Source organism: Pseudomonas sp. CP-1, from assembly GCF_021213715.1.
Lineage (GTDB): Bacteria > Pseudomonadota > Gammaproteobacteria > Pseudomonadales > Pseudomonadaceae > Pseudomonas > Pseudomonas aeruginosa.
This window is the reverse complement of sequence record NZ_JAJQKY010000005.1, coordinates 222,226-248,362: the sequence shown is the minus strand read 5'-3', so window position 1 is coordinate 248,362 and position 26,137 is coordinate 222,226. Positions and strand designations below refer to the sequence as shown.

Genomic DNA, 26,137 nt, shown 5'->3' with positions numbered 1-26,137 from the left:
CGCCGGACCGACGGCAACACCCAGCCGCCGGGAGCTTGCCGTGCGTCAAGATGATCTGCGCCGGGCCCGCTACAGTGGCCAGTCCCCTCATCATCGCGAGCCTTCCCAGCATGGAATTCCAGCGCGTCCACCAGCAGTTGCTGCAAAGCCACCACCTGTTCGAACCGCTTTCTCCCGTCCAGCTCCAGGAACTGCTCGCCAGCAGCGACCTGGTCAACCTCGACAAGGGCGCCTACGTGTTCCGCCAGGGCGAGCCGGCGCACGCCTTCTACTACCTGATTTCCGGCTGCGTGAAGATCTACCGGCTGACCCCGGAAGGCCAGGAGAAGATTCTCGAAGTGACCAACGAACGCAACACCTTCGCCGAGGCGATGATGTTCATGGACACCCCGAACTACGTGGCCACCGCCCAGGCCGTGGTGCCCAGCCAGCTGTTCCGTTTCTCCAACAAGGCCTACCTGCGCCAGTTGCAGGACAACACCCCGTTGGCCCTGGCCCTGCTGGCCAAGCTCAGCACCCGCCTGCACCAGCGCATCGACGAGATCGAGACGCTTTCCCTGAAGAACGCCACCCACCGCGTGGTGCGCTACCTGCTGACCCTCGCCGCCCACGCGCCGGGGGAGAACTGCCGGGTGGAAATCCCGGTGGCCAAGCAACTGGTGGCCGGTCACCTGTCGATCCAGCCGGAAACCTTCTCGCGGATCATGCACCGCCTCGGCGACGAGGGCATCATCCGCCTCGACGGCCGCGAAATCAGCATCCTCGACCGCGAACGCCTGGAGTGCTTCGAGTGAACAGCCCCGCCGCTTGATCGCGGTCAAGCGCGCCACGGTCCGTCCACCGGCAAGCTGGCGGGGTCGAGCCCGCGAGAACGCCCATGCGCCAATGCCTGTATTGCCTCCATGAAACCGAAGGCGCGGAAAGCGCCTGCGAACAGTGCGGCATGCCACTGCCCAGCGCTTCCCAGCGCCAGCTCCAGGGTCGCCGGCAGCGGCGCTTCGCCTGGTTCTGCGTCGGGCTGGCGCTGTTCTGCCTGGGCATGATGCTCTGGCTGCCGCGCGATGTTCCCTGAGGCCTCTCAGCGGCGCAGGCGCCGATAGAGCTGGAGCAGGCGCTCGGGCAACTGCCCGGCGCGCTCGACCAGCGCGAAGCCGTCGGCGCCGAACAGGTAGGGCAGGTAGTCCGCCGCCTCCTTGTCGATGGTGATGCAGAAGGGCACCAGTCCCTGGCTGCGCGCCTCGATCACCGCCTGGCGGGTGTCCTCGATGCCGTAGCGGCCCTCGTAGCGGTCCAGGTCGTTGGGCTTGCCGTCGCTCAACAGCAACAGCAGGCGACGCTTCTGCGGCTGCCCGCCGAGCACCTGGCTGGCCCGGCGGATCGCCGCGCCCATCCGCGTGTAGTAGCCCGGCGAGAGCGCCAGCACGCGACCGCGGACCTCGCCGCCGTAGCCTTCGTCGAAATCCTTCAGCACCTGCCAGCGCACCTGCTGCCGGCGCACCGAGGAAAACCCGTACAGCGCGAAGGGGTCGCCCAGCGCCTGCAACGCCTCGCCGAACAGCAGCAGGCTGTCGACGATGCTGTCGATCACCCGCCGCTGGTCGTCGAGGTAGGCTTCGGTGGACATCGACAGGTCCGCCAGCAACAGGCAGGCGAGGTCGCGCCGGCGCGGCCGCTGTTCGAGGAACAGGCCTGGCTGGGTGGAACCGCCGCGCCGCCGCTCGACCTGGAAGTCGAGCCAGGCATCGAGGTCGATCTCGTCGCCCTGCGGCTGCTGGCGCAGGCGTTGGCGGCCGTCGCGCAGGCAGGCGAACTGGCGGCGCAGATGCAGCGCGGTCTTCTCCAGGTGCGCCGGCAGGCTGGCGCTGGTCGCGCCGCGCGGCCGCATTGGTTGCAGCAGCACGTGGTCGCTCAGCAGACGCTGCTGCCGACAGTCCCACTCGGGCAGCTTCAGCCCGGGGCCGAGCGGCAGGTCATCGTAGTCGGCGGCCGGCAGGTCGAGATCCAGGCGCAGGCCGCCGCCCTTCTGCGTGCGCTGGCGCGACAGCGACAGGTAGTCGAGGTCTTCGGCGACGCGCGCGCCGTCCGGGTCGTCCTCGTCGTCGCTACAGCGGTCCAGGGCCAGGTGCTCCGACCAACTGAGCAGGCTTTCCAGGCGGAACAGCAGCAGGTTGCGCTCGCTGTCGCGCTCCTCGACGCGCTCGGCGCGCTTGCGCGCTCCGCTGCGGGCGACCTGGCGCTTGCCGGCGCCGGCGGCCGCTTCCTCGCCGTCCTCCGCGCTGGCGGAAGGCGTCCAGCGCTCGCCGGGATACAGCCACAGCGGCACCGGCCAGGGCGCCCGCTCGACTCGCGGGAAGCGCTCGACGCTGCCCGGCTCGGCAAGCGCGCGGCGCAGGGCGATTTCCAGTTCGGCATCTGCCGCCGGGCAATCGTCCAGCGACGGGCGCTGGCGCAGATGCGCGGCGACCAGCCGGGCGTAGCGCGGGCGCAGCGCCGGATAGGCGTCGAGCAACTGCCGCGCCCAGCGCTGGTTGTCCTGGGCCCAGTGCCGCAGCGGCCCGGCGCTGGCCGCCAGCAGCGCCAGCCAGCGATACAGTTCACGGTTCAGCTCGGCCTGCGGATAGACCGCGAGGGATTCCGGCAGGCGCAGGCTGTCGCCGTTGAACCAGGACACCGGGGCCTGCTCGCAGGTCCCGGCGACCCGCTGCAACCAAGTGCGGCGTAGCAGCAGGCGGCGCGCCGGGGTCGCCTCGAGGGCTACCCCCGGTGCGCCGCCGAGCGCCCGGAAGAGCATGCCGAGCGGACGCCGCATGCTCTCCAGGGTCACCCGCGCCGCCTCGAACTCGCCGCTGGCATGGCGGGTGATGAAGCGGTGCCAGTGGGCGCCGACCCATTCCTCCAGCTCGACGGCGAAGGCCATCTCAGGCGGCCGCCTTGCCGCGCCGGAAGCTCAGCAGGTAGGCGACCAGGCCGATGAGGAACACCACCCCGGCGCCTTCGCGCAGCCAGTAGAAGATCGCCAGCTGGTCCTGGGTGGCCATGAAGGTCATCGCCGCGCCGTCCGCCGGCATCCGTTGCAGCCAGACCTGCAGCACCCCGGCCGCGGAGAGGAACAGGGTGATGAACACCATCGCCACGGTCATCAGCCAGAAGCCCCACATCTCCAGGACCTGCGAGCGGTTGTCCATCGCCTCGCCGATCCCGCGCAGGCGCGGCATGGCGTAGGAGATGATGGTCATCACGATCATCGCGTAGGCGCCATAGAAGGCCATGTGGCCGTGGGCGGCGGTGAGCTGGGTGCCGTGGGTGTAGTAGTTGACCGGCGCCAGGGTATGCATGAAGCCCCACACTCCCGCGCCGAGGAAGGCCATCACCGTGGTGCCCATGGCCCACAGTGCGACCGCGCGGTTCGGATAGTCGCGGCGGCGGCGGTTGATGGTGTTGAAGGCGAACAGCACCATGGCGAAGAACGGCAGCGGCTCCAGCGCCGAGAATACCGAGCCGAGCCACAGCCAGTAGCCGGGCACGCCGATCCAGAAGTAGTGGTGGCCGGTGCCGATGATGCCGCTGATCAGCGCCATGGCGATGATCACGTAGAGCCACTTCTCGATCACCTCGCGGTCGACCCCGGTGATCTTCACCAGCACGAAGGCGAGGATCGCACCCATGATCAGTTCCCACACGCCTTCCACCCACAGGTGCACCACCCACCACCAGTAGAACTTGTCGCGGGTGAGGTTTTCCGGGTTGTAGAAGGAGAACAGGAACAGCAGGGCGAGGCCGATCAGGCCGGTCATCAGGACCATGCTGATGGCGGTCTTGCGCCCGCGCAGCACGGTCATGCCGACGTTGAACAGGAAGCCCAGGGCGACGATCACGATGCCCGCCTTGCTGATGGTCGGCTGTTCGAGGAACTCGCGGCCCATGGTCGGCCACAGTTCGTTGCCGGTGAGCCTGGCCAGGCCGGCGTAGGGCACCAGCAGGTAGCCGAGGATGGTCAGCACGCCGGCGGCGGCGAATACCCAGAACAGGATCCAGGCCAGCTTCGGGCTGTACAGCTCGCAGTCGCTCTCCTCCGGCACCAGGTAGTAGGCAGCGCCCATGAAGCCGAACAGCAGCCAGACGATCAGCAGGTTGGTGTGCACCATGCGCGCGACGTTGAAGGGGATCGCCGGGAACAGGAAGTCGCCGACCACGTACTGCAGGCCCATGATCAGGCCGAACAGGATCTGCCCGACGAAGAGGATCAGGGCGAACACGAAGTAGGGTTTGGCGACCGCCTGCGAGGCGAATTTCAGGGAGCCATTGGGCGACATCATCAACCCTCCTTGTTCGGCGGCCATTGGTTGGTATCGATCTTCGAGCTCCACTTGAGGAACTCGGCCAGGTCGTCGACCTGCCCTTCGCTGAGATGGAACTGCGGCATGGCGCGGCGGCCCGGCACGTTCAGTGGCTGGATCTTCATCCAGGCCTGGAGGAAGGTGTTGAAGCCCTCCTCGCCGCCACGGCGTCCGACCACGTTGCCCAGCTCCGGCGCGAAGTAGGCACCCTCGCCGAGCAGGGTGTGGCAGCCGACGCAGTTGTTCTGTTCCCAGACCAGCTTGCCGCGCACCACCGCGGCGCTCATCGCGGCCTCGTTGGTGCGCTCGGGCAGGGTCTTCTCGGTGTGGTAGGTCAGGGCCAGGAACAGCAGGATGAAGAACACACTCCCGCCGAAATAGATGTTCCTGGCCATGCCTTTGGTAAAGGTCTCGGACATGCGGCCTCCTGGAATGGGTGGTGCGGCGATTCTAGGAAGCGGCGGCGGCGAACCCGCTTGATGGCAATCAAGATTCCCGAACGATTTACTCAGTTATTCATCCGCGCCAGGTACAGCGCAGCGCCCACCGCCAGGGCCATCAGCAGCGGCCAGGCCAGCAGCAGGCGGCGCCATAGCGCCGGGGCATGGGCCAGCTCCATGAAGCGCTCGCCGATCAGCCAGCCCTTGGCCACCGCGCAGGCCAGCACCGCCGCCAGCAGCCAGGGAGAGTCGCCGGCGCCGCCCAGCAGCACACCGGCCACGGCCAGCGCCAGCAACGCCAGCCAGCAGAGGGTCAGGGTTCGCATCGGCACCTCATTGCAGGACGTAGACCAGCGGGAACAGCAGCACCCAGACCAGGTCGACCATGTGCCAGTAGAGCACTCCCGACTCCAGTCCCGAGCAAGCCTGCGGCGTATAACACCGGCGCCAGCAGGCCTGCGCCAGCCAGCCGAGGATCAGCAGGCCGAGCAGGACGTGGAGGAAATGGAAGCCGGTCAGGCACCAGTAGAGGGTGAAGAAAGTGTCGTGTTCGATGTCCAGGCCGAGGTCGGCGAGCCGCCCGTACTCGTGCGACTTCAGGCCGACATAGACCAGCGCCAGCAGCAGCGCCGCCAGCAACCAGCCGCTCGCCTGGCGCGGCCGTCCGCGGCGCACCGCGTGCACCGCCAGCGCGGCGAGCCAGCCGGAGCTGAGCAGGGCCACGGTCAGCAACAGGCCCCAGCGGCTATCCAGTTGCTCCCGGCCGGCGCGGAACAGCTCCGGCTGCCAGGCCTGGGCACCGGCGAACGCCAGCAGCAGCAGGCTGAACACGCTGAGTTCGGCGAGGATGAAGAACCACATCGCCAGGTCGCCGGGCAGGCGCCGCTCGACGGTATCAGGCGACATGGAGATCGACGATGTCCATCAGCGCCGCCACCGTCGCCGGGTCGTCCGAGAGCGGTTCGGCCAGCGCCACCCGGCACGCCTCGCGCGGGTCCATGCCGTCGCCGATGAGGCGCGCGGCGAAGATCAGCAGGCGGGTCGAGGCGACTTCCTCCAGGTCGTGCTGCTCCAGCCGCCGCAGCGCCTGGCCCAACTGCACCAGGCGCTGCGCCAGGGCCTCGGCACAACCGCTCTCGCCGACCAGGATGCGTGCCTCCTGCTGCGCCGCCGGGTAGTCGAAGCGCAACGCGACGAAACGCTGCCGGGTGCTGGGCTTCAGGCCCTTGAGCAGGTTCTGGTAGCCGGGGTTGTAGGACACCACCAGCATGAACGAAGGCGGCGCCTGCAACGTCTCGCCGGTGCGCTCCAGGTACAGCTCGCGGCGGTCGTCGGCCAGCGGGTGGATGGCGACCGTGGTGTCCTGGCGCGCCTCCACCACTTCGTCCAGGTAGCAGATACCGCCTTCGCGCACCGCGCGGGTCAGCGGGCCGTCCTGCCACCAGGTGCCGTCGGCGCCGATCAGATGGCGGCCGAGCAGGTCGGCGGCGCCCAGGTCGTCGTGGCAGGCGACGCTGTACAGCGGCAGTTCCAGGCGCCGCGCCATGTACTGGACGAAGCGGGTCTTGCCGCAACCGGTGGGGCCCTTGAGCAATACCGGCAGGCCGTGCCGCCAGGCGCGCTCGAAGACTTCGATCTCATGGCCGGTGGCCTCGTAGAAGGGTGTCGCGTCCCGCATGTCCTACTCCTGCGCTAGGGATTAGGACCGCACGCTATTCACAGTTGGAAGGTGCCACAAGCGCAAAGCAACGCAATCTTGATTCCGGTCAAGCAAGGGTAAAGACCCTGCTTTCTATGATCCTTTCGCGCCATGAATTCCCGGGAGTTCCCGACGCAGCCACCCCCAAAACACTGCTAAGGGAGCGCCTCGCAGGGCTCCTGAGGAGATAGACCATGCCATTTGGCAAGCCACTGGTGGGCACCTTGTTCGCCTCGCTGACGCTGCTGGGCCTGGCCACCGCTCACGCCAAGGACGACATGAAAGCCGCCGAGCAATACCAGGGTGCCGCTTCCGCCGTCGATCCCGCTCACGTGGTGCGCACCAACGGTGCCCCCGACATGAGTGAAAGCGAGTTCAACGAGGCCAAGCAGATCTACTTCCAACGCTGCGCCGGTTGCCACGGTGTCCTGCGCAAGGGCGCCACCGGCAAGCCGCTGACCCCGGACATCACCCAGCAACGCGGCCAGCAATACCTGGAAGCGCTGATCACCTACGGCACCCCGCTGGGCATGCCGAACTGGGGCAGCTCCGGCGAGCTGAGCAAGGAACAGATCACCCTGATGGCCAAGTACATCCAGCACACCCCGCCGCAACCGCCGGAGTGGGGCATGCCGGAGATGCGCGAATCGTGGAAGGTGCTGGTGAAGCCGGAGGACCGGCCGAAGAAACAGCTCAACGACCTCGACCTGCCCAACCTGTTCTCGGTGACCCTGCGCGACGCCGGGCAGATCGCCCTGGTCGACGGCGACAGCAAGAAGATCGTCAAGGTCATCGATACCGGCTATGCCGTGCATATCTCGCGGATGTCCGCTTCCGGCCGCTATCTGCTGGTGATCGGCCGCGACGCGCGGATCGACATGATCGACCTGTGGGCCAAGGAGCCGACCAAGGTCGCCGAGATCAAGATCGGCATCGAGGCGCGCTCGGTGGAAAGCTCCAAGTTCAAGGGCTACGAGGACCGCTACACCATCGCCGGCGCCTACTGGCCGCCGCAGTTCGCGATCATGGACGGCGAGACCCTGGAGCCGAAGCAGATCGTCTCCACCCGCGGCATGACCGTAGACACCCAGACCTACCACCCGGAACCGCGCGTGGCGGCGATCATCGCCTCCCATGAGCACCCCGAGTTCATCGTCAACGTGAAGGAGACCGGCAAGGTCCTGCTGGTCAACTACAAGGATATCGACAACCTCACCGTCACCAGCATCGGTGCGGCGCCATTCCTCCACGACGGCGGCTGGGACAGCAGCCACCGCTACTTCATGACCGCCGCCAACAACTCCAACAAGGTTGCCGTGATCGACTCCAAGGACCGTCGCCTGTCGGCCCTGGTCGACGTCGGCAAGACCCCGCACCCGGGGCGTGGCGCCAACTTCGTGCATCCCAAGTACGGCCCGGTGTGGAGCACCAGCCACCTGGGCGACGGCAGCATCTCGCTGATCGGCACCGATCCGAAGAACCATCCGCAGTACGCCTGGAAGAAAGTCGCCGAGCTACAGGGCCAGGGCGGCGGCTCGCTGTTCATCAAGACCCATCCGAAGTCCTCGCACCTCTACGTCGACACCACCTTCAACCCCGACGCCAGGATCAGCCAGAGCGTCGCGGTGTTCGACCTGAAGAACCTCGACGCCAAGTACCAGGTGCTGCCGATCGCCGAATGGGCCGATCTCGGCGAAGGCGCCAAGCGGGTGGTGCAGCCCGAGTACAACAAGCGCGGCGATGAAGTCTGGTTCTCGGTGTGGAACGGCAAGAACGACAGCTCCGCGCTGGTGGTGGTGGACGACAAGACCCTGAAGCTCAAGGCCGTGGTCAAGGACCCGCGGCTGATCACCCCGACCGGCAAGTTCAACGTCTACAACACCCAGCACGACGTGTACTGAGACCCGCGTGCGGGGCACGCCCCGCACGCTCCCCCCTACGAGGAACCGTGATGAAACCGTACGCACTGCTTTCGCTGCTCGCCACCGGCACCCTGCTCGCCCAGGGCGCCTGGGCCGAAGACCCCGAAGTGCTGTTCAAGAACAAGGGCTGCGTGGCCTGCCATGCCATCGACACCAAGATGGTCGGCCCGGCCTACAAGGACGTCGCCGCCAAGTTCGCCGGCCAGGCCGGCGCCGAAGCGGAACTCGCGCAGCGGATCAAGAACGGCAGCCAGGGCGTCTGGGGCCCGATCCCGATGCCGCCGAACGCGGTCAGCGACGACGAGGCGCAGACCCTGGCGAAGTGGGTCCTGTCGCAGAAATGAACGCCCCTCCGGACTTCCGGCGCGCCGCCAGCCACGCCTTGTGGCTGGCCCTCGCGCTGACGTTCGCCTGTCCTCTTCCGGGCCTGGCCGACGAGCATCCCGATGCCCGTCGCCAGGCCCAGTTGCGTCACCTGCTGTTGCAGGACTGCGGCTCCTGCCACGGCCTGCGCCTGACCGGCGGCCTCGGCCCGGCGCTGACCCCCGAGGCCCTGCGCGGCAAGCCGCGCGAATCGCTGGTCGCCACCGTGCTCATGGGCCGTCCGCAAACCCCGATGCCCCCCTGGGCCGGCCTGCTCAGCGAAGACGACGCCGGCTGGCTGGTGGACCGCCTGATCGAAGGAGAGATCGCCCCATGAACCTGCGTCCCCTCGCGCCGCTTTTCCTCGCCCTGCTCGCCGGCTGTAGCCAGCAGCCGCCCTTGCGCGGCAGCGGCGACCTCGGCGTGCTGATCGAACGCGCCGACGGCAGCGTGCAGATCCTCGACGGCACGGCGAAGACCTCGCTGGCGCGGGTCGAAGGCCTCGGCGACCTGTCCCACGCCTCCCTGGTGTTCTCCCGCGACCAGCGCTACGCCTACGTATTCGGTCGCGACGGCGGCCTGACCAAGCTCGACCTGCTGGCCCAGCGCATCGACAAGCGCCTGATCCAGGGCGGCAACAGCATCGGCGGAGCGATCAGCCAGGACGGTCGGCTGGTCGCGATATCCAACTACGAGCCGGGCGGGGTCAAGGTGTTCGACAGCCGCACCCTGGAGCTGGTCGCCGAGATTCCCGCCACCCGCCTCCCCGGCCAGGACAGGAACTCCCGGGTGGTCGGCCTGGTCGACGCGCCGGGGCAGCGTTTCGTGTTCAGCCTGTTCGACAGCGGCGAGATCTGGATCGCCGACTTCAGCCAGGGCGACACGCCGCACCTGACCCGCTTCCGCGATATCGGCAAGCAACCCTACGACGCCCTCATCAGCCCCGACGGGCGCTACTACATGGCCGGGCTGTTCGGCGAGGACGGCATGGCCCAGCTCGACCTCTGGCACCCGGAGCGCGGCGTCAGGCGCGTACTCGGCGACTACGGCCGCGGCCAACGCAAGCTGCCGGTGTACAAGATGCCGCACCTGGAGGGCTGGACCATCGCCAGCGACCAGGCCTTCGTCCCGGCGGTCGGCCATCACCAGGTGCTGGTGCTCGACGCGCGCGACTGGAAGCAGACCGACGCCATCGACGTCGCCGGCCAGCCGGTGTTCGTCATGACTCGACCGGACGACCGGCAGATCTGGGTCAACTTCGCCTACCCGGACAACGACAAGGTGCAGGTCATCGACAGCGAGACCCACGAAGTGATCGAAACCCTGCGCCCTGGCCCCGGCGTACTGCACATGGAATTCAGCGGGCGCGGCGACCAGGTCTGGATCTCGGTGCGCGACGCCGACCAGTTGCAGGTCTGGGACCCGTACCGCCTGAAGCGCATCGGCAGCCTTCCAGCCCGCAGCCCGAGCGGCATCTTCTTCAGCCACCGCGCCCAGCACATCGGACTCTAGGAGGCACCATGGACGACCTCTCCCGCCGCCTCCTCGCCCGCTACCAGAAAGGCCTGCCGATCTGCGCGGAACCCTATCGGCGGATGGCCGAGACCCTGGGTTGCAGCGAAGCCGAGGTGCTCGAACGGCTGCGTCGCCTGGAAGCCGACGGCGCGTTGTCGCGGGTCGGCCCGGTGCTCCGCCACCAACGCGCCGGGGCCAGCACCCTGGCTGCCCTGGCGGTGCCCGAGGAGCGTCTGCAACGGGTCGCCGAGCGCATCAGCCAGTACGCCGAGGTCAACCACAACTACCAGCGCGAACACCGCTACAACCTGTGGTTCGTGCTCACCGCCGGCGACCGCGCGCAACTCGACCGGGTACTGGCGGAGATCGCCGCCGACACCGGCCTGCAACCCCTCGACCTGCCGATGCAGGAAGCCTACTGCATCGACCTCGCGTTTCCCCTGGAGGCCAGCCGATGAACCCCGTCGAACCCCTCGCCGCGCCGCAGCGGCAACACCTGCGCTACCTGCTGGAACAGGGCCTGCCGCTGGCCAGCCGGCCCTACCGGGTGCTCGCCGAACGCATCGGCGCCGGCGAAGACGAAGTGCTGGAACAGGTCCGCCGCTGGGACGAAGACGGCCTGTTCCGCCGCTTCGGAGTGATCCTCCACCACCGCGCCCTGGGCTATACCGCCAACGCCATGCTGGTGCTGGACGTCGCCGACGCGGAGGTCGACGCCGTCGGCCGCGCCCTCGCCCACGAAACAATCGTCTCGCTCTGTTACCGCCGCCCGCGTCGCCTGCCGATGTGGCCATACAACCTGTTTTGCATGATCCACGGCCGCGAGCGCGGCGAAGTGGAACGCCAGATCGAGGCCCTGCTGGAGCGCCACGCCCTGCGCCAGACACCGCACCGCTGGCTGTTCAGCCTGCGCGCCTACAAGCAGTGCGGCGGCCGCTACACCGCGCCGCCGGCCGACCTGGAGCGCCGCCATGGATGAGTTCGACCGGCGCCTGCTGAACCGCCTGCAACACGGCCTGCCGCTGGAGCCGCATCCCTACGCGCTGCTCGCCGCCGAGCTGGATTGCCGCGAGGAAGACATCCTGCGCCGCCTCGACGACCTGCTCGACGACGGCACCCTGACCCGCTTCGGTCCGCTGTTCGATATCGAGCCCCTCGGCGGTGCCTTCACCCTGGCCGCCATGAGCGTGCCGGAGGCGCGTTTCGAAGAGATCGCCGCGCTGCTCGCCGGCTGGCCGCAGGTCGCCCACAACTACCGTCGCGAGCACGCCCTGAACATGTGGCTGGTGGTCGCCTGCGACAGCCCGGCGGAGGTCGCCGAGACCCTCGCACGGCTGGAGCGCGAGAGCGGGCTGGCGGTACTCGACCTGCCCAAGGAGGCGACCTACCATGTCGGCCTGCATTTCCCCCTCTGACGCCCTGCTCGCCCGCCGCCTGATCGAACTGACCCAGGCCGGCCTGCCGCTGGTCGCCGACCCTTGGGCGTGGATCGCCGCGCAACTGCGGCTGAGCGAGGCGGAGACCCTGGCGCTGCTGAAGCGCCTGCGCGACGCCGGGGTGATCCGGCGCATCGCCGCGGTGCCCAACCACTATCGCCTTGGCTACCGGCACAACGGCATGACCGTCTGGGACGTCGCCGACGAACGCATCGAACGCCTCGGCCGGCTGGTAGGCGGGCTGTCCTTCGTCAGCCATTGCTACCGGCGCCCGCGCCATCTGCCGCAGTGGCGTTACAACCTGTTCGCCATGGTCCACGGCCGCAGCGAAGCGGAGATCGAAGGCTACCGCCAGCAGATCCGCCTGCTGCTCGGCGAGGACTGTCGCGCCGACGAGATGCTGGTGAGCAGCCGCATCCTGAAGAAGACCGGCCTGCGCCTGGCGCAGAAGGAGGAACGTCCATGCTGAGGATCAGCCATTACCTGCGCAGCCTCGCCGAGGACGCGCCGACGCCGCGCCGCGCCGGCGGCAGGCGCGCCCCGGTGGTGATCTGGAACCTGCTGCGGCGCTGCAACCTGACCTGCAAGCACTGTTATTCCACCTCCGCCGACAGCGACTTCCGTGGCGAACTGGAGACCGCGGAAATCCTTCGCGGCATCGACGACCTGCGCGCCGCCGGAGTGCGCGTGCTGATTCTCTCCGGCGGCGAACCGCTGATGCACCCGGATCTCTTCGAGATCGCCGCCCATGCGCGCCAGGCCGGGATGTTCGTGGCGCTATCGAGCAACGGCACGCTGATCGACGAGGGCAACATCCAGCGCGTCGCCGAGGCCCGCTTCGACTACGTCGGCATCAGCCTCGACGGCCTGCGCGAGACCCACGACCGCTTCCGCCAGAAGCAGGGCAGCTTCGACGCCGCGCTGGCGGCCATGCGCCTGTGCCGCGAGGCGGATATCCGCGTCGGCATGCGCACCACCCTGACCGAGGAGAACGCCGCGCAACTACCGGCACTGCTCGACCTGATGCGCGAACTCGACGTGCAGAAGTTCTACCTCTCGCACCTCAACTACAGTGGCCGCGGCCGCCGCAGCCGCGCCCTCGACGCCCACCACCGGCGCACCCGCGAGGCCCTCGCGCTGCTCTTCGAACGGGCCGACGAGGACATCCGGCAGGGGCGCGACAGCGACTTCGTCACCGGCAACAACGACGCCGACGCGATCCTTCTCCTCGACTGGCTCAAGCGCCGCCGCCCGCAGCAACTGGCGCGTCTCTGCGAGCTGCTGCTGGACTGGGGCGGCAACGCCTCGGGCGAGGGCATCGCCAACATCGACAACACCGGCGAGGTGCATCCGGACAGCTACTGGTGGCACCACAGCGTCGGCAACATCCGCCATCAGCGCTTCGCCGACTTCTGGTTCGAGCGCCCCGACCCGCTGCTCCTGCAACTGCGCCAGCGCCCGCGACCGGTGGTCGGGCGCTGCAGCCAATGCCGCTGGCTGGACATCTGCAACGGCAACACCCGCACCCGCGCCTGGGCCGGCGGAGAACTCTGGGGCGAAGACCCCGGCTGCTACCTCAGCGATCAGGAAATCGGCCTCGAGCGCATCGCGCTGCACGCCGTCTAAGGAAAGCCTCATGAACACTACCGTGATTCCGCCGTCCCTCCTCGATGTCGATTTCCCTGCCGGCAGCGTCGCCCTGGTCGGCGCCGGCCCCGGCGATCCGGGCCTGCTCACCCTGCGCGCCTGGGCCCTGCTGCAACAGGCCGAGGTGGTGGTCTACGACCGCCTGGTCGCCCGCGAGCTGATCGCCCTTCTGCCGGAAAGCTGCCAGCGCATCTACGTCGGCAAGCGCTGCGGCCACCACAGCCTGCCGCAGGAAGAAATCAATGAGCTGCTGGTGCGCCTGGCCCGGCAGCAACGCCGGGTGGTCCGCCTGAAAGGCGGCGACCCGTTCATCTTCGGTCGCGGCGCCGAGGAGCTGGAGCGCCTGCTCGAGGCCGGCGTCGACTGCCAGGTGGTCCCCGGCGTCACCGCCGCCTCCGGTTGCAGTACCTACGCCGGCATCCCGCTGACCCACCGCGACCTCGCCCAGTCCTGCACCTTCGTCACCGGCCACCTGCAGAACGACGGCCGCCTCGACCTCGACTGGGCCGGCCTGGCGCGCGGCAAGCAGACCCTGGTGTTCTACATGGGCCTGGGCAACCTCGCCGAGATCGCCGCGCGCCTGGTCGAGCACGGCCTCGCCAGCGACACCCCGGCGGCGCTGGTCAGCCAGGGCACCCAGGCGGGCCAGCAGGTGACCCGCGGCGCCCTTTCCGAGCTGCCGGCGCTGGCGCGGCGCTACCAGTTGAAGCCGCCGACGCTGATCGTCGTCGGCCAGGTGGTGGCGCTCTTCGCCGAGCGCGCGATGGCGCATCCTTCATACCTGGGCGCCGGCTCGCCGATCAGCCGCGAGGCCGTCGCATGCGCCTGATCGGCCTCGCCCTCGGCCTGCTCCTCGGCGCCCTCGCACAGGCCGGCGAAGCGCCGGGGGAAGCGCTCTACCGCCAGCACTGCCAGGCCTGCCACGGCGCCGGGCGGCTCGGCGGCAGCGGCCCGACCCTGCTCCCGGAAAGCCTTTCGCGGCTGAAGCCGGCGCAGGCCCGCGAGGTGATCCTGCACGGTCGCCCGGCAACCCAGATGGCCGGCTTTGCCGGTCAATTGGACGACGCCGCGGCGGACGCCCTGGTCGCCTATCTCTACCAGACGCCGCCGCGCGAACCGCAGTGGAGCGCCGAGGACATCCGGGCCAGCCAGGTTCAGCCGCATCCCCTCGCCACCCTGCCGTCCAGGCCCCGCTTCGAGGCCGACCCGCTGAACCTGTTCGTGGTGGTGGAATCCGGCGACCACCACGTGACCATCCTCGACGGCGATCGCTTCGAGCCCATCGCCCGCTTCCCATCGCGCTACGCCCTGCACGGTGGTCCGAAGTTCTCCCCGGACGGGCGCCTGGTGTACTTCGCCTCGCGCGACGGCTGGGTGACCCTCTACGACCTGTACAACCTGAAGGTGGTCGCCGAGGTCCGCGCCGGCCTCAACACGCGCAACCTGGCGGTCAGCGACGACGGGCGCTGGGTCCTGGTGGGCAACTACCTGCCCGGCAACCTGGTGCTGCTGGACGCCCGCGACCTGTCCCTGGTGCAGGTCATCCCGGCGGCCGACGCCCAGGGCCAGGCCTCGCGGGTCAGCGCGGTATACACGGCACCGCCGCGGCACAGCTTCGTGGTCGCCCTGAAGGACGTCCACGAGCTGTGGGAGCTGCCCTATGCCAACGGCAAGCCGGTCGCGCCGAAACGGTTGGCGGTGGCCGACTACCTCGACGACTTCTCCTTCAGCCCCGACTACCGCTACCTGCTGGGCAGCTCGCGGCAGGCCAGGGGCGGCGAGGTGATCGAGCTGGACAGCGGCGCGCGGGTCGCCTCGATCCCGCTGTCGGGCATGCCGCACCTCGGCTCGGGCATCTACTGGAAGCGCGACGGGCGCTGGGTGTTCGCTACGCCGAACATCAGCCGCGGGGTGATCTCGGTGATCGACCTGCAAAACTGGAAGCCGTTGAAGGAAATCGTCACCGACGGCCCTGGCTTCTTCATGCGCAGCCATGCCGACTCGCCCTACGCCTGGACCGATACCTTCCTTGGCAAGAAACACGACGAGATCCTGCTGATCGACAAGCAGACCCTGGAAATCGCCCATCGCCTGCGCCCCAGCCCGGGCAAGGTGGCCGGCCACGTCGAGTTCACCCGCGACGGCCGCTACGCCCTGCTCAGCGTCTGGGACCGCGACGGCGCGCTGGTGGTCTACGACGCGCACAGCCTGGAGGAAGTGAAGCGACTGCCGATGAACAAGCCGTCGGGCAAGTACAACGTCGGCAACAAGATCGGCTATGCGGAGGGAACCTCGCACTGAGGCTCGGGCGAGACGCCATCAACGGATATCCCCGTATCCTCCGCGACGGACCGCGACAACCCTGTCCCCTCACGGCACGAGAAAAACCACGGGAATGGCGGATAACCGCAAGCGGTTATTCGCCCTACCGCCCACCCTGCGCGAGGAGCCCTAGGGCATAACGCCAACGGCGTTATCCGCCGATCACCCTGTCCCATCACGGCCCCGAGAAAACCCTGGGAATGGCGGATAGCCGCAAGCGGATATCCACCCCCACCCGTCCCGCGCGCCGAGCCCCCGGCGCCCAGAAAAAAGCCCCGCATCGCGGGGCTTTCCGTCTCAGGCGCCAGGCCTCAGAACTGCTCGGCGTCCAGCAGGTACAGCGACTCGCTGCCGGCGCGCACGGAGGCGCTCAGGGAATGGATGCGCGGCAGCAGGCGGGCGAAGTAGAAGCGCGCGGTACCCAGCTTGCTGGCGTAGAAGTCGTCCTCGCCCTGCTTGGCCAGCGCGGTGCGCGCCATCAATGCCCACATGTAGGCATAGGCGGTGTAGCCGAACACATGCAGGTATTCGACCGACGCCGCGCCGATCTCGTTGGGGTTGCCCTTGGCGCGGTCGAGCAGCCAGGCGGTCAGCTCTTCCAGGTTCTCCACGGCGGCCGCCAGCGGCTTGCTGAACTCGCCCAGGGCCTCGTCGGCGGAAGCGACGAAGGCCTTGATCTCGTCGGTGAAGTGACGGGAGAAGGCGCCGCCGCTGCCGATCACCTTACGTCCCACCAAGTCGAGCGCCTGAATGCCGTTGGTGCCTTCGTAGATCTGCGTGATGCGACAGTCGCGCACCAGTTGCTCCTGGCCCCATTCGCGGATGAAGCCGTGGCCGCCGAAGATCTGCTGGCCATGGATAGTGGTTTCCAGTCCCATGTCGGTGAGGAATGCCTTGGCCACCGGGGTCAGCAGCGCCACCAGCTCTTCCGCACGCTTGCGGGTGACCACGTCTTCGCTGTACTTGGCGGTGTCCAGCTGCATCGCGACGTAGCTGGAGAAGGCGCGGCCGCCTTCGTNCACCGGGGTCAGCAGCGCCACCAGCTCTTCCGCACGCTTGCGGGTGACCACGTCTTCGCTGTACTTGGCGGTGTCCAGCTGCATCGCGACGTAGCTGGAGAAGGCGCGGCCGCCTTCGTTCAGCGCCTTCATGGTGAGCAGCATGCGGCGCACGTCGGGGTGCACGATGATCGGGTCGGCGGCCTTGTCCTTGGCTACCGGGCCGGTCGGCGCGCGGCTCTGGATACGCTCGCGGGCATACTCGATGGCGCTCTGGTAGGAGCGCTCGCCGGTGGCCAGGCCCTGGATGCCGACGCCAAGGCGCTCGTAGTTCATCATGGTGAACATCGCCGCCAGGCCCTTGTTGACCTCGCCCACCAGCCAACCGGTGGCGCCGTCGAAGTTCATCACGCAGGTGGCCGAGGCCTTGATCCCCATCTTGTGCTCGATGGAGCCGCAACCCAGGCTGTTCTTCTCGCCCAGCGAGCCGTCGGCGTTGACCAGCACCTTCGGCACCAGGAACAGCGAGATGCCCTTCGGCCCGGCCGGGGCGTCGGGCAGCTTGGCCAGCACCAGGTGGATGATGTTCTCGGTCAGGTCATGCTCGCCGCCGGTGATGAAGATCTTGGTCCCGCTGATCTTGTAGGAGCCGTCGGCCTGCGGCTCGGCCCTGGTGCGGATGATGCCCAGGTCGGTGCCGGCATGCGGCTCGGTCAGGCACATGGAACCGGCCCAGATACCGGCGTACATGTTCGGCAGGTACTTGTCCTTCAATTCGTCGCTGGCATGGGCATTGAGCGCCAGGCAGGCGCCGGCGGTCAGCATCGGATACAGGCCGAACGACAGGTTGGCCGAGTTGACCAGTTCCTCGACCTGCGCCGAGATCACCTTGGGCATCCCCATGCCGCCGTAGGCCGGATCACCGCCGACGCCGACCCAGCCGCCTTCGGCGTAGGTCCGGTAGGCCTCGGGGAAGCCGGCCGGGGTGCTCACCGCGCCAGCGTTCCACTGGCAGCCTTCCTCGTCGCCCGGACGGTTCAGCGGGGCGATGGTACCGGCGGTGACCTTGCCGGCCTCTTCGAGGATCGCCGCGGCGGTCTCGGCGTCGACCACTTCGGCCAGCGCCGGCAGTTGCGCCCAGAGCCGGGAGACCTCGAACACCTCATTGAGGACGAAGCGCATGTCGCGCAGCGGAGCTTTGTAATCAGCCATGTGGGGGAATCCTCGATCGTACCGATCGCCGGCCGGGGGCCAGCGGCAACAAAATGGAGGCACGAAAGGCGTGCCGCGGCCGAGTCTACACCACCAACATTTCGGACTTGTAGCGTCACGTCGTGACCATTAAGTCTATATCGGTCTTCTATGCGACAGGCATGAAAAAGCCCGCTTTTCGCGGGCTCGAGCGAGTTCGCCGGGAGTCCGACGGGCCCGGCGGGTGGGGGAGAAACCGGGGGGAAGAAGCGCCGCGCCCCTGCCCCGGCAGCCGCTAGAGCGAAAACTGCTCCGCCGACAGGCTCATCAGGCCCGCCGCGCCGGCCTGGATCGCCGCGGCGTGCGCCGCGGTGCGCGGCAGCAGGCGACTGAAGTAGAAGTCGGCGGTGGCCAGCTTGGCTTCGTAGAACGCGGCCTCGCCGCTGCCGGCATCCAGCTTCTCGCGCGCCACCAGGGCGATGCGCAACCAGAAATAGGCCAGGGTCACGTAGCCGGAGAACATCAGGTAGTCCACCGAGGCGGCGCCCACTTCGTCGGCATTCTTCATCGCCGCCAGGCCCACCTGCTGGGTCAGTTCGCCCCACTGCGCGTTCAGCGCCGCCAGTTGCGCGACCTGTCCCTTCAGTTGCGGATGCTCGGCCTGGGCCTGGCACAACTGGTGGACCAGTTTGGTGAAACCGCGCAACAGCTTGCCCTGGCTGCCCAGTACCTTGCGGCCAAGCAGGTCGAGGGCCTGGATGCCGTTGGTGCCTTCGTAGATCTGTGCGATGCGGCAATCGCGGACCAACTGCTCCATGCCCCACTCGCGGATGTAGCCGTGGCCGCCGTAGACCTGCATGCCGAGGTTGGTCACCTCCTGCCCGGTCTCGGTCATGAAGGCCTTGCAGATCGGTGTCAGGAAGGCCAGCAGGTCGGCGGCCCGCTCGCGCTCGGCGGCGTCCTGCGACAGGTGCTCGGTGTCGAGCAACTGGGCGGTGAAGTAGGCCAGCGCGCGGTTGCCTTCGTTGAACGCCTTCATGGTCAGCAGCATGCGCCGTACGTCGGGGTGCACGATGATCGGGTCGGCCGGCTTGTCCGGCGCCTTCGGCCCCGTCAGCGAGCGCATCTGCAAGCGTTCCCGGGCATAGCGCACGGCGCCCTGGTAGCTGGTCTCGCCAAGGCACAGGCCCTGCATGCCGGTGCCCAGGCGGGCGTGGTTCATCATGGTGAACATGCAGTGCAGGCCCTTGTTCGGCTCGCCGATCAGGTAGCCGGTGGCGCCGTCGAAGTTCATCACGCAGGTGGCCGAGGCCTTGATCCCCATCTTATGCTCGATGGAGCCACAGGAAACCGCGTTGCGCACGCCTGCCTCGCCGGCGGCGTCGGGGAGGAACTTCGGCACGATGAACAGCGAGATACCCTTGGTCCCGGCCGGCGCATCGGGCAACTTGGCCAGCACCAGGTGAACGATGTTCTCGCTCAGGTCGTGCTCGCCGGCGGAGATGAAGATCTTCGTCCCGCTGATCGCATGGCTGCCGTCGGCGTTCGGCACCGCGCGGGTCTTGATGATGCCCAGGTCGGTGCCGCAGTGCGGCTCGGTCAGGCACATGGTGCCGGTCCAGGTGCCGGCGGTCATCCGCGCCAGGTAGAGGTCCTTCTGCGCCTGGCTGCCGTGGGCGTGGATCGCCGACATGGCGCCGCGGGTCAGGCCCGGGTACATGCCCCAGGAGACGTTGCTGGCGCCGATCATCTCGCTGAGCAGCAGACCCAGCGAGTGCGGCAGGCCCTGGCCGCCGTACGCGGGATCGCTGGCGACACCGTTCCAGCCACCCTCGACGTACTGTGCATAGGCTTCCTTGAAACCCTTGGGCGTGGTCACCACGCCGTTGTCGAAGTGGCAGCCCTCTTCGTCGCCGGAGCGGTTCAGCGGCGCCAGAACCTGTTCGCAGAATTTCGACCCTTCATCGAGGATCGCCGCCACCATGTCCGGGGTCGCGTCGCTGGCGCCGAGCGCCTGGTAGCGCCCATGGAAGTCGAATACCTCATCGATCAGGAAGCGCATGTCGCGCAGCGGAGCCTTGTATTCCGGCATCTCTGTTCTCCTCGGCAGGGGCGCCCCACAGGCGCGAATCCCTCGAAGCTACTGCGCCGGGCGGGCGCCTACAATCACGCTGCGGACGCTGAATGCAACGCCATAACCCCGAGGTCGGAAGGCCAGGATGCAGCGGATCGCAGGCATGAAAAAGCCCGCCGAAGGGCGGGCTCTTTCTCACCTGGGGAACGGGCCGCCAGCGGCCCGTGCCATCAGTAACCGAGGGCGAAATCTTCCTCGGCCATCTCCATCAGGTTGTTGGCGCCGGACAGCATGGCGGCGACGTGGGCGCGGGTACGCGGCAGGATGCGCTGGAAGTAGAAGCGCGCGGTCTGCAGCTTGGCCTTGTAGAAGGCTTCCTCGCCGGTGCCGGCGGCCAGCTTCTCGGCGGCCAGGCGCGCCATGTCGGCCCAGAAGTAGGCCAGGCAGGCGTAGCCGGAGTACATCAGGTAGTCCACCGAAGCGGCGCCGACTTCCTCGCGATCCTTCATGGCGGCCATGCCGACCTTCATGGTCAGGTCGCCCCACTCCTTGTTCAGCTGCGCCAGCGGAGCGACGAATTCCTTGACGGCTTCGTTGGCTTCGTTGGCCTGGCAGAACTTGTGCACGATCTTGGTGAAGCCCTTCAGCGCCTCGCCCTGGGTCATCAGCACCTTGCGACCCAGCAGGTCGAGGGCCTGAACGCCGGTGGTGCCTTCGTACAGCATCGAGATGCGGCTGTCGCGGACGTTCTGCTCCATGCCGTGCTCGGCGATGAAACCGTGGCCACCGAAGATCTGCACGCCGTGGTTGGCGGACTCGAAGCCGACTTCGGTCATGAACGCCTTGGCGATCGGCGTGAGGAAGGCCAGCATCGAGTCGGCGGCTTTCTTCTGCTCTTCGTCCTGGCTGCGCTGGACGATGTCGACCTGCTTGGCGGCGAAGTACAGCATCGCGCGATTGCCTTCGGCGAAGGCCTTCATGGTCAGCAGCATGCGGCGCACGTCAGGATGCACGATGATCGGGTCGGCGGGCTTCTCGGGCGCCTTCGGACCGGTCAGCGAGCGCATCTGCAGACGCTCGCGAGCATAGGCGATGCCGCCCTGGAAACCGACTTCGGCATGGGCCAGGCCTTGCAGCGCGGTACCCAGGCGAGCGGTGTTCATGAAGGTGAACATGCAGTTCAGGCCCTTGTTCGGCGGGCCGATCAGGAAGCCGGTGGCGGCGTCGAAGTTCATCACGCAGGTGGCGTTGCCGTGGATGCCCATCTTGTGCTCGATGGAACCGCAGGAAACCGCGTTGCGCTCGCCGGCGTTGCCTTCGGCGTTGGGCAGGAACTTCGGTACGATGAACAGCGAGATGCCCTTGGTGCCCTGCGGGGCGTCGGGCAGGCGGGCCAGGACGATATGGACGATGTTGTCGGCCATGTCGTGCTCGCCGGCGGAGATGAAGATCTTGGTGCCGGTGACCTTGTAGCTGCCGTCGGCCTGCGGCTCGGCCTTGGTGCGCAGCATGCCCAGGTCGGTGCCGCAGTGCGGCTCGGTCAGGCACATGGTGCCGGTCCACTCGCCGGAGACCAGCTTGGTCAGGTAGGTCGCCTGCTGCTCGGCGGTGCCGTGGGCATGCAGGGTGTTCATGGCGCCGTGGGACAGGCCCGGGTACATGCCCCAGGACCAGTTGGCCTGGCCGACCATCTCGCTGATGGCCAGGCCGAGGGATTCCGGCAGCCCCTGGCCGCCGTGCTCGACGTCATGGGCCAGGCTCGGCCAGCCGCCTTCGACGAACTGCTGGTAGGCCTCCTTGAAGCCGGTCGGGGTCTTCACGCCGTCGGCGCTCCAGGTGCAGCCTTCCAGGTCGCCGACGCGGTTCAGCGGAGCGATCACCTGTTCGCAGAACTTCGCACCTTCCTCGAGGATGGCGTTGACCATGTCGGGAGTCGCGTCTTCGGCGCCCGGCAGGCTCTGGTAGTGCGCTTCGTAGCCCAGCAGCTCGTCGCGAACGAAACGGATATCACGCAAGGGGGCCTTGTAATCAGGCATAGCAGTCAACCTCTACGAAGGGTTCTGGTTAATCGGCGACCGGACGGATGTCCAGAGTCTGCGGTCGCAGTGCGGGATCGCTCCCGGTCGCCTTGCCGGACGCACTCATGCGTCCCGACTCTCAAACAGGCGTTTGAAACATACGTTTACGCCAATCCCTTGTCAAGCATCCGAACCGACCGCTCGGTCATGCCCGAAATCACTGGCTGCAACGACCATCCAAAGCGCTTTCGTCTCTCTCAGTAAAGCCCATGGCGAAGCGCCCGGCAGGCTTCAGGGGCCGCCGGGTGACAGTCGGAAAAGAAAGAGTCGGGGGCGACCGCTGCCGGCCGCCAGGGAGTCAGGCGTGGGTGTCGATCAGGGTGCCGAGGGTCTCGTCGGCTACCTCGATGACCCGGGCGCCGCTCTGCGCCTCGAGCTTGCCGCGGGTCAGCTCGACCATCTGCTCGGCCTGGGGCGAACGGGCCTCCACGGTGTTGCGGGCGATCTCGCTGCCGGCCTGGGCGACGCGGGCGCTACCCGACTGCACCGCATTGAGGCCACTGACGAAAGCGTTGCCGGAAATTTCCACCGTCTACTCCTGGGGACGCGCACGCGCCGCTACGATAGCAAGTGGCTTCTATTCAAGCAGACTTGGCCGGCGCTGGGTACCGCCCGTTGGTTATGGACGGCCCGCTGTTTATAGCCCGATGCCCAGGGGCCGCAGGTCGAGGTGCGCGGCCACGGCCGCGGGAGTGGCTTCCTCCAGGCGCGGTACCCGGCCCAGGCAGGGCGCCGGCAGGCGCTCGGCGAGGGTCGCCAGGTTCTCCTCCAGGCGCGAGGTAGCCGGGTCGACCACGTTGGCCACCCAGCCGGCCAGCGCCAGGCCGTCGCCCAGGATCGCCTCGGCGCTGAGCAGCGCATGGTTGATACAGCCCAGGCGCACGCCGACCACCAGCACCACCGGCAGCGCCAGCAGGCGCGCCAGGTCGGAGAGGTTCTCGCGACCCTGCAACGGCACGCGCCAACCGCCGGCGCCCTCCACCAGGGTGAGATCGGCCTGTAGCGCCAGCACCTCGCGCACCGCCTCGTGCAAGCGTGCGGCGCTCAGTTCGACGCCGGCCTCGCGCGCCGCCAGGTGCGGGGCGATGGCCGGCGCGAAGGCCAGCGGGTTGACCTGCTCGTAGGCCAGCGCCAGCGAACACTGGCCGAGCAACGCCAGCGCGTCGCCATTGCGCAGGCCTTGCGCCGTGGGCTCGCAGCCGGAGGCCACCGGCTTCGCCGCGGCGGTGCTCAGGCCGGCACGCCGGGCCGCGTGGAGCAGGCCGGCGGCGATGGTGGTCTTGCCGATCTCGGTGTCGGTACCGGTGACGAAGAACGCCGGCATGGTTCAGGAATCCTTGCGCAGCACGCCGAAGACGACGCGGTAGGTAGCGGGCAGCCCCTCGGGCTGGCGGAAACGCTCGTAGGCGGCGACCAGCGCGCGGATGCGCTGGCGCCCGGTCAGGCCGTCGGGCCGCCCGGGGTTGAGGTTGTGCGCGCCCAGCGCCTTGAGTTCGTGGGTCAGGCTGCGCAGGTCGGGGAAATGCAGGACCCGGTCCTCGTGGCGCAGGGTCAGCGGCAGCAGACCGCTGCCGGCCGCGTGTTGCAGGTAGTCGGCGAAGGCGCGGAAGCGATTGACGTGGACGAAGCCGTCCACCACCCGCCAACTGTCGCGCAACTCGCCCAGGGTACCGACGCACAGGCTGCTGAACGCCAGCACGCCGCCCGGCCGCAGGACCCGCCGCGCCTCGGCCAGGACCGCCGGGAGGTCGGCGCACCACTGGATGGCCAGGCTGGAGAACAGCAGGTCGCAACTGCCGTCGCGCAACGGCAGCCTCTCGGCGTCGCCGCCGATGAAATGGCTGGCGCCGCCGCGCGCGCGGGCATGCCGCAGCATGCCTTCGGCGATGTCCACAGCCAGGCCCTCGGCCGCGCCAAAGCGGCGTTCCAGGGCCCGGCTGAAATGACCGGTGCCGCAGCCGAGATCGACCCAGCGGCGCGGCGAGAAGCCTTCCGGCAATGCCGACAGCAGGCTCTCGCCGACGCCGCGCTGGAGTTCGGCCACCGCGTCGTAGCTGGCCGCCGCGCGGGAAAACGACGCGGCGACCCGGCGCTTGTCGGGCAGCGCGGCAACGCCATGGGGCGCCAGCAGCGGCGCGGAATCGTCAGGCATCGTCACCCTCGCGAAGGAATCTCAGGATTGCGCTGGCCACCTCGTCCGGGCATTCCAGCGGCAGGCCGTGGCTGGCCGCCAGGGTCGAGACCTCGACGTCCGGCAGCCACTCGAGCAGGGCCTCGGCGGCGGCCACCGGCACCAGCGCATCGGCTTCGGCGAACAGATGCAATTGCGGCCCGCGGAAGTTTTCCAGGGCGGCCCGGGTATCCAGTTGGCCGAGCAACTGCAGGCCGGCGACCAGCGCCTCGCGCTCCAGCTGCGGCAGCGCCACCTGCAGTTGCCGCGCCAGGGTCCGAGGGTCGCGCGCACCCTGGCTGACCAGTAGGGTGAAACGCTTGCGGGTCAGGTGCGGTTCGAGCAGGAAAGCCTCGAAGAAGTCCTCGAAGGTTTCCGCCGGCATCGCGTTCGGCCAGTCCTCGCGCACGCGGAAGCACGGGTTGCTGGCCAGGGTCAGCAGGCCCCGGCAATCGTCGCCGCGGCGCGCCGCCAGTTCGCCGGCGAGCATGCCTCCCAGCGACCAGCCGGCCAGCCAGCTATCGCGCGGCAGGTTATCGTCGAGTTCGTCGAGCCAGTCGGCGGCGTCGTCCAGCGACGGCAGCGGCTCGATCAACACGTTCAGGTGCGGCTCGCGCTCGTGCAGCGCGTCGCGCAGCGGTTCCAGCGGTGCGCTGCCCAGGCCCCAGCCCGGCAACAGGATCAAGTGGTCACGCATCGTCTCCCTCCTCGGCTTCGATCTCTGCCAGAAGGCTAGACGACAGCTGTCGCCAGCTTTCGCCGAGGGCTTCGAGCAAGCGGTCGACCTGCGCTTCGCTGTGCGCGGCGGACAGCGTGACGCGCAGCCGCGCGCTGTTGGCCGGCACGGTTGGCGGGCGGATCGCGCCGACCATGATGCCACGGGCTCGAAGCATGCCGGCCAGGGCCACGGCCTGGCGGCTGCCGCCGACCAGGATCGGCTGGATCGGCGTGAAGCTGTCCATCAGGGTCAGGCCAAGCGCCTCGGCGCCATGGCGGAAACGGGCGATCAGCGCCGCCAGGTGTTGCCGCCGCCAGCTTTCGCGGCGCAGCAGCTCCAGGCTCTTCAGGGTGGCGCAGGCCACCGCTGGCGGCTGGCTGGTGGTGTAGATGTAGGGCCGGGCGTACTGAATCAGGGTCTCGATCAGTTCCTCGCTGCCCGCTACGAAGGCGCCGGCGGTACCGAAACCCTTGCCGAGGGTGCCGATCAGCACCGGCACCTGCTCCTGGCCGAAGCCGAAGTGTTCGACGATCCCGCCGCCGCTGGCGCCCAGCGGGCCGAAACCATGCGCGTCGTCGACCATCAGCCAGGCGCCGCGGGCCTGCGCCACGGCGGCCAGGGCCGGCAGGTCGGCGAGATTGCCGTCCATGCTGAAGACCCCGTCGGTGACCACCAGGGTATTGCCCTCGGCCTTGTCCAGGCGCGCGGCGAGGCTTGCCGGGTCGTTGTGCAGGTAGCGCGAGAAACGCGCGCCGGAGAGCAATCCGGCATCCAGCAGCGAAGCGTGGTTGAGGCGGTCCTCCAGCACCGTGTCGCCCTTGCCGACCAGCGCGGTCACCGCGCCAAGGTTGGCCATGTAGCCGGTGGAGAACAGCAGCGCGCGCGGCCGCCCGGTGAATTCGGCGAGGGCCAGCTCCAGTTCGTGGTGCGGACCGCTGTGGCCGACCACCAGGTGCGAGGCGCCGCCGCCCACGCCCCAGCGCTCGGCGCCGGCGCGTAACGCGGCGATCACTTCGGGATGGTTGGCCAGGCCGAGGTAGTCGTTGGAACAGAAGGCCAGCAGCGGCTGGCCGTCGACCACGACGTCCGGGCCCTGGGCCGACTCCAGCAGCGGCCGCTGGCGGTAGAGGTCTTCCGCGCGCCGGCTGGCGAGGCGGGAAGCGAGATCGAAGGACATGGCAGGTCGCTCGTGTTGCTGGACGGACGCAGGCGCACCCGTCCACGCAG

At 68.4% G+C, this 26,137-nt stretch carries 27 protein-coding genes; 13 read left to right on the top strand and 14 right to left on the bottom strand.

Translation table 11 applies throughout. The features are described 5' to 3' along the window. Window positions 1-110 precede the first annotated feature (110 nt). Window positions 111-794: a transcriptional regulator Dnr gene (dnr, locus tag LT948_RS12910; protein ID WP_003084891.1), complete on the top strand. Its 684-nt coding sequence runs from the start codon at window positions 111-113 to the stop codon at window positions 792-794. Window positions 795-877: 83 nt separating this feature from the next. Further along, entirely contained in the window at window positions 878-1,072 is a 195-nt protein-coding gene (locus LT948_RS12905; protein WP_003084889.1) for a hypothetical protein, read from the top strand. Between the two features lie 6 nt (window positions 1,073-1,078). Here LT948_RS12905 and LT948_RS12900 read toward each other — a convergent pair whose 3' ends face one another. The 6 genes from LT948_RS12900 to nirQ all read right to left on the bottom strand — a co-directional run bounded on the left by LT948_RS12900 (window position 1,079) and on the right by nirQ (window position 6,455). Continuing rightward, a complete protein-coding gene (locus LT948_RS12900) occupies window positions 1,079-2,917 on the bottom strand; it encodes a nitric oxide reductase activation protein NorD (RefSeq protein ID WP_073657359.1) in 1,839 nt (612 codons plus the stop codon). Window position 2,918: 1 nt separating this feature from the next. After that, a complete protein-coding gene (norB, locus tag LT948_RS12895; RefSeq protein ID WP_003084883.1) occupies window positions 2,919-4,316 on the bottom strand; it encodes a nitric-oxide reductase subunit NorB in 1,398 nt (465 codons plus the stop codon). After that, window positions 4,316-4,756, bottom strand: a complete 441-nt coding sequence (gene norC, locus LT948_RS12890; RefSeq protein ID WP_003084881.1) for a nitric oxide reductase subunit NorC — start codon at window positions 4,754-4,756, stop codon at window positions 4,316-4,318. The genes norB and norC overlap by 1 nt, the downstream gene beginning before the upstream one ends. 89 nt (window positions 4,757-4,845) lie before the next feature. Further along, the gene (locus LT948_RS12885; RefSeq protein ID WP_003084879.1) at window positions 4,846-5,103 is read right to left on the bottom strand and encodes a cytochrome C oxidase subunit IV family protein; all 258 of its coding nucleotides are present in this window, start codon (window positions 5,101-5,103) and stop codon (window positions 4,846-4,848) included. A gap of 7 nt (window positions 5,104-5,110) precedes the next feature. Continuing rightward, window positions 5,111-5,638 carry a cytochrome c oxidase subunit 3 gene (locus tag LT948_RS12880; RefSeq protein WP_073657368.1) on the bottom strand — a complete coding sequence of 176 codons (528 nt, stop codon included), beginning with the start codon at window positions 5,636-5,638 and terminating at the stop codon, window positions 5,111-5,113. Between the two features lie 34 nt (window positions 5,639-5,672). Then, window positions 5,673-6,455: a transcriptional regulator NirQ gene (gene nirQ / locus LT948_RS12875; protein WP_003084875.1), complete on the bottom strand. Its 783-nt coding sequence runs from the start codon at window positions 6,453-6,455 to the stop codon at window positions 5,673-5,675. Between the two features lie 215 nt (window positions 6,456-6,670). On the opposite strand from nirQ, the gene nirS reads away from it, so the two are divergent. The 11 genes from nirS to nirN are packed head-to-tail and all read left to right on the top strand — an operon-like array spanning window position 6,671 to window position 15,660. Beyond that, window positions 6,671-8,377, top strand: coding sequence for a nitrite reductase (nirS, locus tag LT948_RS12870; RefSeq protein ID WP_015502253.1), 1,707 nt, complete (start codon window positions 6,671-6,673; stop codon window positions 8,375-8,377). A 50-nt stretch (window positions 8,378-8,427) separates the two neighbouring features. Then, window positions 8,428-8,742: a cytochrome C-551 gene (nirM, locus tag LT948_RS12865; protein ID WP_003084872.1), complete on the top strand. Its 315-nt coding sequence runs from the start codon at window positions 8,428-8,430 to the stop codon at window positions 8,740-8,742. Beyond that, on the top strand, window positions 8,739-9,098 hold the full coding sequence (nirC, locus tag LT948_RS12860) for a cytochrome c55X (protein WP_003084870.1): 360 nt from the start codon (window positions 8,739-8,741) through the stop codon (window positions 9,096-9,098). The genes nirM and nirC overlap by 4 nt, the downstream gene beginning before the upstream one ends. Further along, entirely contained in the window at window positions 9,095-10,273 is a 1,179-nt protein-coding gene (nirF, locus tag LT948_RS12855; RefSeq protein WP_015502252.1) for a heme d1 biosynthesis protein NirF, read from the top strand. Before nirC ends, nirF begins: the two co-directional genes overlap by 4 nt. 8 nt (window positions 10,274-10,281) lie before the next feature. After that, entirely contained in the window at window positions 10,282-10,734 is a 453-nt protein-coding gene (locus LT948_RS12850; RefSeq protein ID WP_003084864.1) for an AsnC family transcriptional regulator, read from the top strand. After that, window positions 10,731-11,255 carry a siroheme decarboxylase subunit beta gene (gene ahbB, locus LT948_RS12845; protein ID WP_003111534.1) on the top strand — a complete coding sequence of 175 codons (525 nt, stop codon included), beginning with the start codon at window positions 10,731-10,733 and terminating at the stop codon, window positions 11,253-11,255. Before LT948_RS12850 ends, ahbB (LT948_RS12845) begins: the two co-directional genes overlap by 4 nt. Beyond that, window positions 11,248-11,691: an Lrp/AsnC family transcriptional regulator gene (locus tag LT948_RS12840; RefSeq protein WP_003084860.1), complete on the top strand. Its 444-nt coding sequence runs from the start codon at window positions 11,248-11,250 to the stop codon at window positions 11,689-11,691. Before ahbB (LT948_RS12845) ends, LT948_RS12840 begins: the two co-directional genes overlap by 8 nt. Continuing rightward, complete coding sequence (gene ahbB / locus LT948_RS12835) at window positions 11,666-12,181, top strand: siroheme decarboxylase subunit beta (RefSeq protein ID WP_003084858.1); 516 nt, start codon at window positions 11,666-11,668, stop codon at window positions 12,179-12,181. Before LT948_RS12840 ends, ahbB (LT948_RS12835) begins: the two co-directional genes overlap by 26 nt. Continuing rightward, window positions 12,175-13,338, top strand: a complete 1,164-nt coding sequence (gene nirJ, locus LT948_RS12830; protein WP_003106109.1) for a heme d1 biosynthesis radical SAM protein NirJ — start codon at window positions 12,175-12,177, stop codon at window positions 13,336-13,338. Before ahbB (LT948_RS12835) ends, nirJ begins: the two co-directional genes overlap by 7 nt. A 10-nt stretch (window positions 13,339-13,348) precedes the next feature. Further along, entirely contained in the window at window positions 13,349-14,188 is an 840-nt protein-coding gene (cobA, locus tag LT948_RS12825; protein ID WP_033981684.1) for a uroporphyrinogen-III C-methyltransferase, read from the top strand. Next, a complete protein-coding gene (gene nirN, locus LT948_RS12820; RefSeq protein ID WP_023112687.1) occupies window positions 14,179-15,660 on the top strand; it encodes a dihydro-heme d1 dehydrogenase in 1,482 nt (493 codons plus the stop codon). The genes cobA and nirN overlap by 10 nt, the downstream gene beginning before the upstream one ends. A 332-nt stretch (window positions 15,661-15,992) precedes the next feature. On the opposite strand, the gene LT948_RS12815 is transcribed toward nirN, so the two are convergent. The 8 genes from LT948_RS12815 to bioF all read right to left on the bottom strand — a co-directional run bounded on the left by LT948_RS12815 (window position 15,993) and on the right by bioF (window position 26,087). After that, window positions 15,993-17,891 carry an acyl-CoA dehydrogenase C-terminal domain-containing protein gene (locus tag LT948_RS12815; RefSeq protein ID WP_232197079.1) on the bottom strand — a complete coding sequence of 633 codons (1,899 nt, stop codon included), beginning with the start codon at window positions 17,889-17,891 and terminating at the stop codon, window positions 15,993-15,995. A 274-nt stretch (window positions 17,892-18,165) separates the two neighbouring features. Beyond that, a complete protein-coding gene (locus tag LT948_RS12810) occupies window positions 18,166-19,962 on the bottom strand; it encodes an acyl-CoA dehydrogenase C-terminal domain-containing protein (protein WP_003160871.1) in 1,797 nt (598 codons plus the stop codon). Between the two features lie 212 nt (window positions 19,963-20,174). Then, on the bottom strand, window positions 20,175-21,980 hold the full coding sequence (locus tag LT948_RS12805) for a phenylacyl-CoA dehydrogenase (protein WP_003084842.1): 1,806 nt from the start codon (window positions 21,978-21,980) through the stop codon (window positions 20,175-20,177). Between the two features lie 340 nt (window positions 21,981-22,320). After that, window positions 22,321-22,551 carry a hypothetical protein gene (locus tag LT948_RS12800; RefSeq protein ID WP_003103338.1) on the bottom strand — a complete coding sequence of 77 codons (231 nt, stop codon included), beginning with the start codon at window positions 22,549-22,551 and terminating at the stop codon, window positions 22,321-22,323. A 108-nt stretch (window positions 22,552-22,659) separates the two neighbouring features. Continuing rightward, window positions 22,660-23,346, bottom strand: coding sequence for a dethiobiotin synthase (bioD, locus tag LT948_RS12795; protein WP_003111241.1), 687 nt, complete (start codon window positions 23,344-23,346; stop codon window positions 22,660-22,662). A 3-nt stretch (window positions 23,347-23,349) separates the two neighbouring features. Then, window positions 23,350-24,174 carry a malonyl-ACP O-methyltransferase BioC gene (gene bioC / locus LT948_RS12790; RefSeq protein ID WP_003084830.1) on the bottom strand — a complete coding sequence of 275 codons (825 nt, stop codon included), beginning with the start codon at window positions 24,172-24,174 and terminating at the stop codon, window positions 23,350-23,352. Continuing rightward, window positions 24,167-24,889, bottom strand: coding sequence for an alpha/beta fold hydrolase (locus LT948_RS12785; protein ID WP_003084828.1), 723 nt, complete (start codon window positions 24,887-24,889; stop codon window positions 24,167-24,169). Before LT948_RS12785 ends, bioC begins: the two co-directional genes overlap by 8 nt. After that, the gene (gene bioF / locus LT948_RS12780; RefSeq protein ID WP_073657361.1) at window positions 24,882-26,087 is read right to left on the bottom strand and encodes an 8-amino-7-oxononanoate synthase; all 1,206 of its coding nucleotides are present in this window, start codon (window positions 26,085-26,087) and stop codon (window positions 24,882-24,884) included. The genes LT948_RS12785 and bioF overlap by 8 nt, the downstream gene beginning before the upstream one ends. Between the last annotated feature and the right edge of the window lie 50 nt (window positions 26,088-26,137).

What these genes read in the sequence shown, in the direction of transcription:
- dnr (WP_003084891.1), top strand. Translation starts at nt 111, where the DNA reads ATGGAATTCCAGCGCGTCCACCAGCAGTTGCTGCAAAGCCACCACCTG.
- LT948_RS12905 (WP_003084889.1), top strand. Translation starts at nt 878, where the DNA reads ATGCGCCAATGCCTGTATTGCCTCCATGAAACCGAAGGCGCGGAAAGC.
- LT948_RS12900 (WP_073657359.1), bottom strand. Translation starts at nt 2,917, where the DNA reads ATGGCCTTCGCCGTCGAGCTGGAGGAATGGGTCGGCGCCCACTGGCAC.
- norB (WP_003084883.1), bottom strand. Translation starts at nt 4,316, where the DNA reads ATGATGTCGCCCAATGGCTCCCTGAAATTCGCCTCGCAGGCGGTCGCC.
- norC (WP_003084881.1), bottom strand. Translation starts at nt 4,756, where the DNA reads ATGTCCGAGACCTTTACCAAAGGCATGGCCAGGAACATCTATTTCGGC.
- LT948_RS12885 (WP_003084879.1), bottom strand. Translation starts at nt 5,103, where the DNA reads ATGCGAACCCTGACCCTCTGCTGGCTGGCGTTGCTGGCGCTGGCCGTG.
- LT948_RS12880 (WP_073657368.1), bottom strand. Translation starts at nt 5,638, where the DNA reads ATGTGGTTCTTCATCCTCGCCGAACTCAGCGTGTTCAGCCTGCTGCTG.
- nirQ (WP_003084875.1), bottom strand. Translation starts at nt 6,455, where the DNA reads ATGCGGGACGCGACACCCTTCTACGAGGCCACCGGCCATGAGATCGAA.
- nirS (WP_015502253.1), top strand. Translation starts at nt 6,671, where the DNA reads ATGCCATTTGGCAAGCCACTGGTGGGCACCTTGTTCGCCTCGCTGACG.
- nirM (WP_003084872.1), top strand. Translation starts at nt 8,428, where the DNA reads ATGAAACCGTACGCACTGCTTTCGCTGCTCGCCACCGGCACCCTGCTC.
- nirC (WP_003084870.1), top strand. Translation starts at nt 8,739, where the DNA reads ATGAACGCCCCTCCGGACTTCCGGCGCGCCGCCAGCCACGCCTTGTGG.
- nirF (WP_015502252.1), top strand. Translation starts at nt 9,095, where the DNA reads ATGAACCTGCGTCCCCTCGCGCCGCTTTTCCTCGCCCTGCTCGCCGGC.
- LT948_RS12850 (WP_003084864.1), top strand. Translation starts at nt 10,282, where the DNA reads ATGGACGACCTCTCCCGCCGCCTCCTCGCCCGCTACCAGAAAGGCCTG.
- ahbB (WP_003111534.1), top strand. Translation starts at nt 10,731, where the DNA reads ATGAACCCCGTCGAACCCCTCGCCGCGCCGCAGCGGCAACACCTGCGC.
- LT948_RS12840 (WP_003084860.1), top strand. Translation starts at nt 11,248, where the DNA reads ATGGATGAGTTCGACCGGCGCCTGCTGAACCGCCTGCAACACGGCCTG.
- ahbB (WP_003084858.1), top strand. Translation starts at nt 11,666, where the DNA reads ATGTCGGCCTGCATTTCCCCCTCTGACGCCCTGCTCGCCCGCCGCCTG.
- nirJ (WP_003106109.1), top strand. Translation starts at nt 12,175, where the DNA reads ATGCTGAGGATCAGCCATTACCTGCGCAGCCTCGCCGAGGACGCGCCG.
- cobA (WP_033981684.1), top strand. Translation starts at nt 13,349, where the DNA reads ATGAACACTACCGTGATTCCGCCGTCCCTCCTCGATGTCGATTTCCCT.
- nirN (WP_023112687.1), top strand. Translation starts at nt 14,179, where the DNA reads ATGCGCCTGATCGGCCTCGCCCTCGGCCTGCTCCTCGGCGCCCTCGCA.
- LT948_RS12810 (WP_003160871.1), bottom strand. Translation starts at nt 19,962, where the DNA reads ATGCCGGAATACAAGGCTCCGCTGCGCGACATGCGCTTCCTGATCGAT.
- LT948_RS12805 (WP_003084842.1), bottom strand. Translation starts at nt 21,980, where the DNA reads ATGCCTGATTACAAGGCCCCCTTGCGTGATATCCGTTTCGTTCGCGAC.
- bioD (WP_003111241.1), bottom strand. Translation starts at nt 23,346, where the DNA reads ATGCCGGCGTTCTTCGTCACCGGTACCGACACCGAGATCGGCAAGACC.
- bioC (WP_003084830.1), bottom strand. Translation starts at nt 24,174, where the DNA reads ATGCCTGACGATTCCGCGCCGCTGCTGGCGCCCCATGGCGTTGCCGCG.
- LT948_RS12785 (WP_003084828.1), bottom strand. Translation starts at nt 24,889, where the DNA reads ATGCGTGACCACTTGATCCTGTTGCCGGGCTGGGGCCTGGGCAGCGCA.
- bioF (WP_073657361.1), bottom strand. Translation starts at nt 26,087, where the DNA reads ATGTCCTTCGATCTCGCTTCCCGCCTCGCCAGCCGGCGCGCGGAAGAC.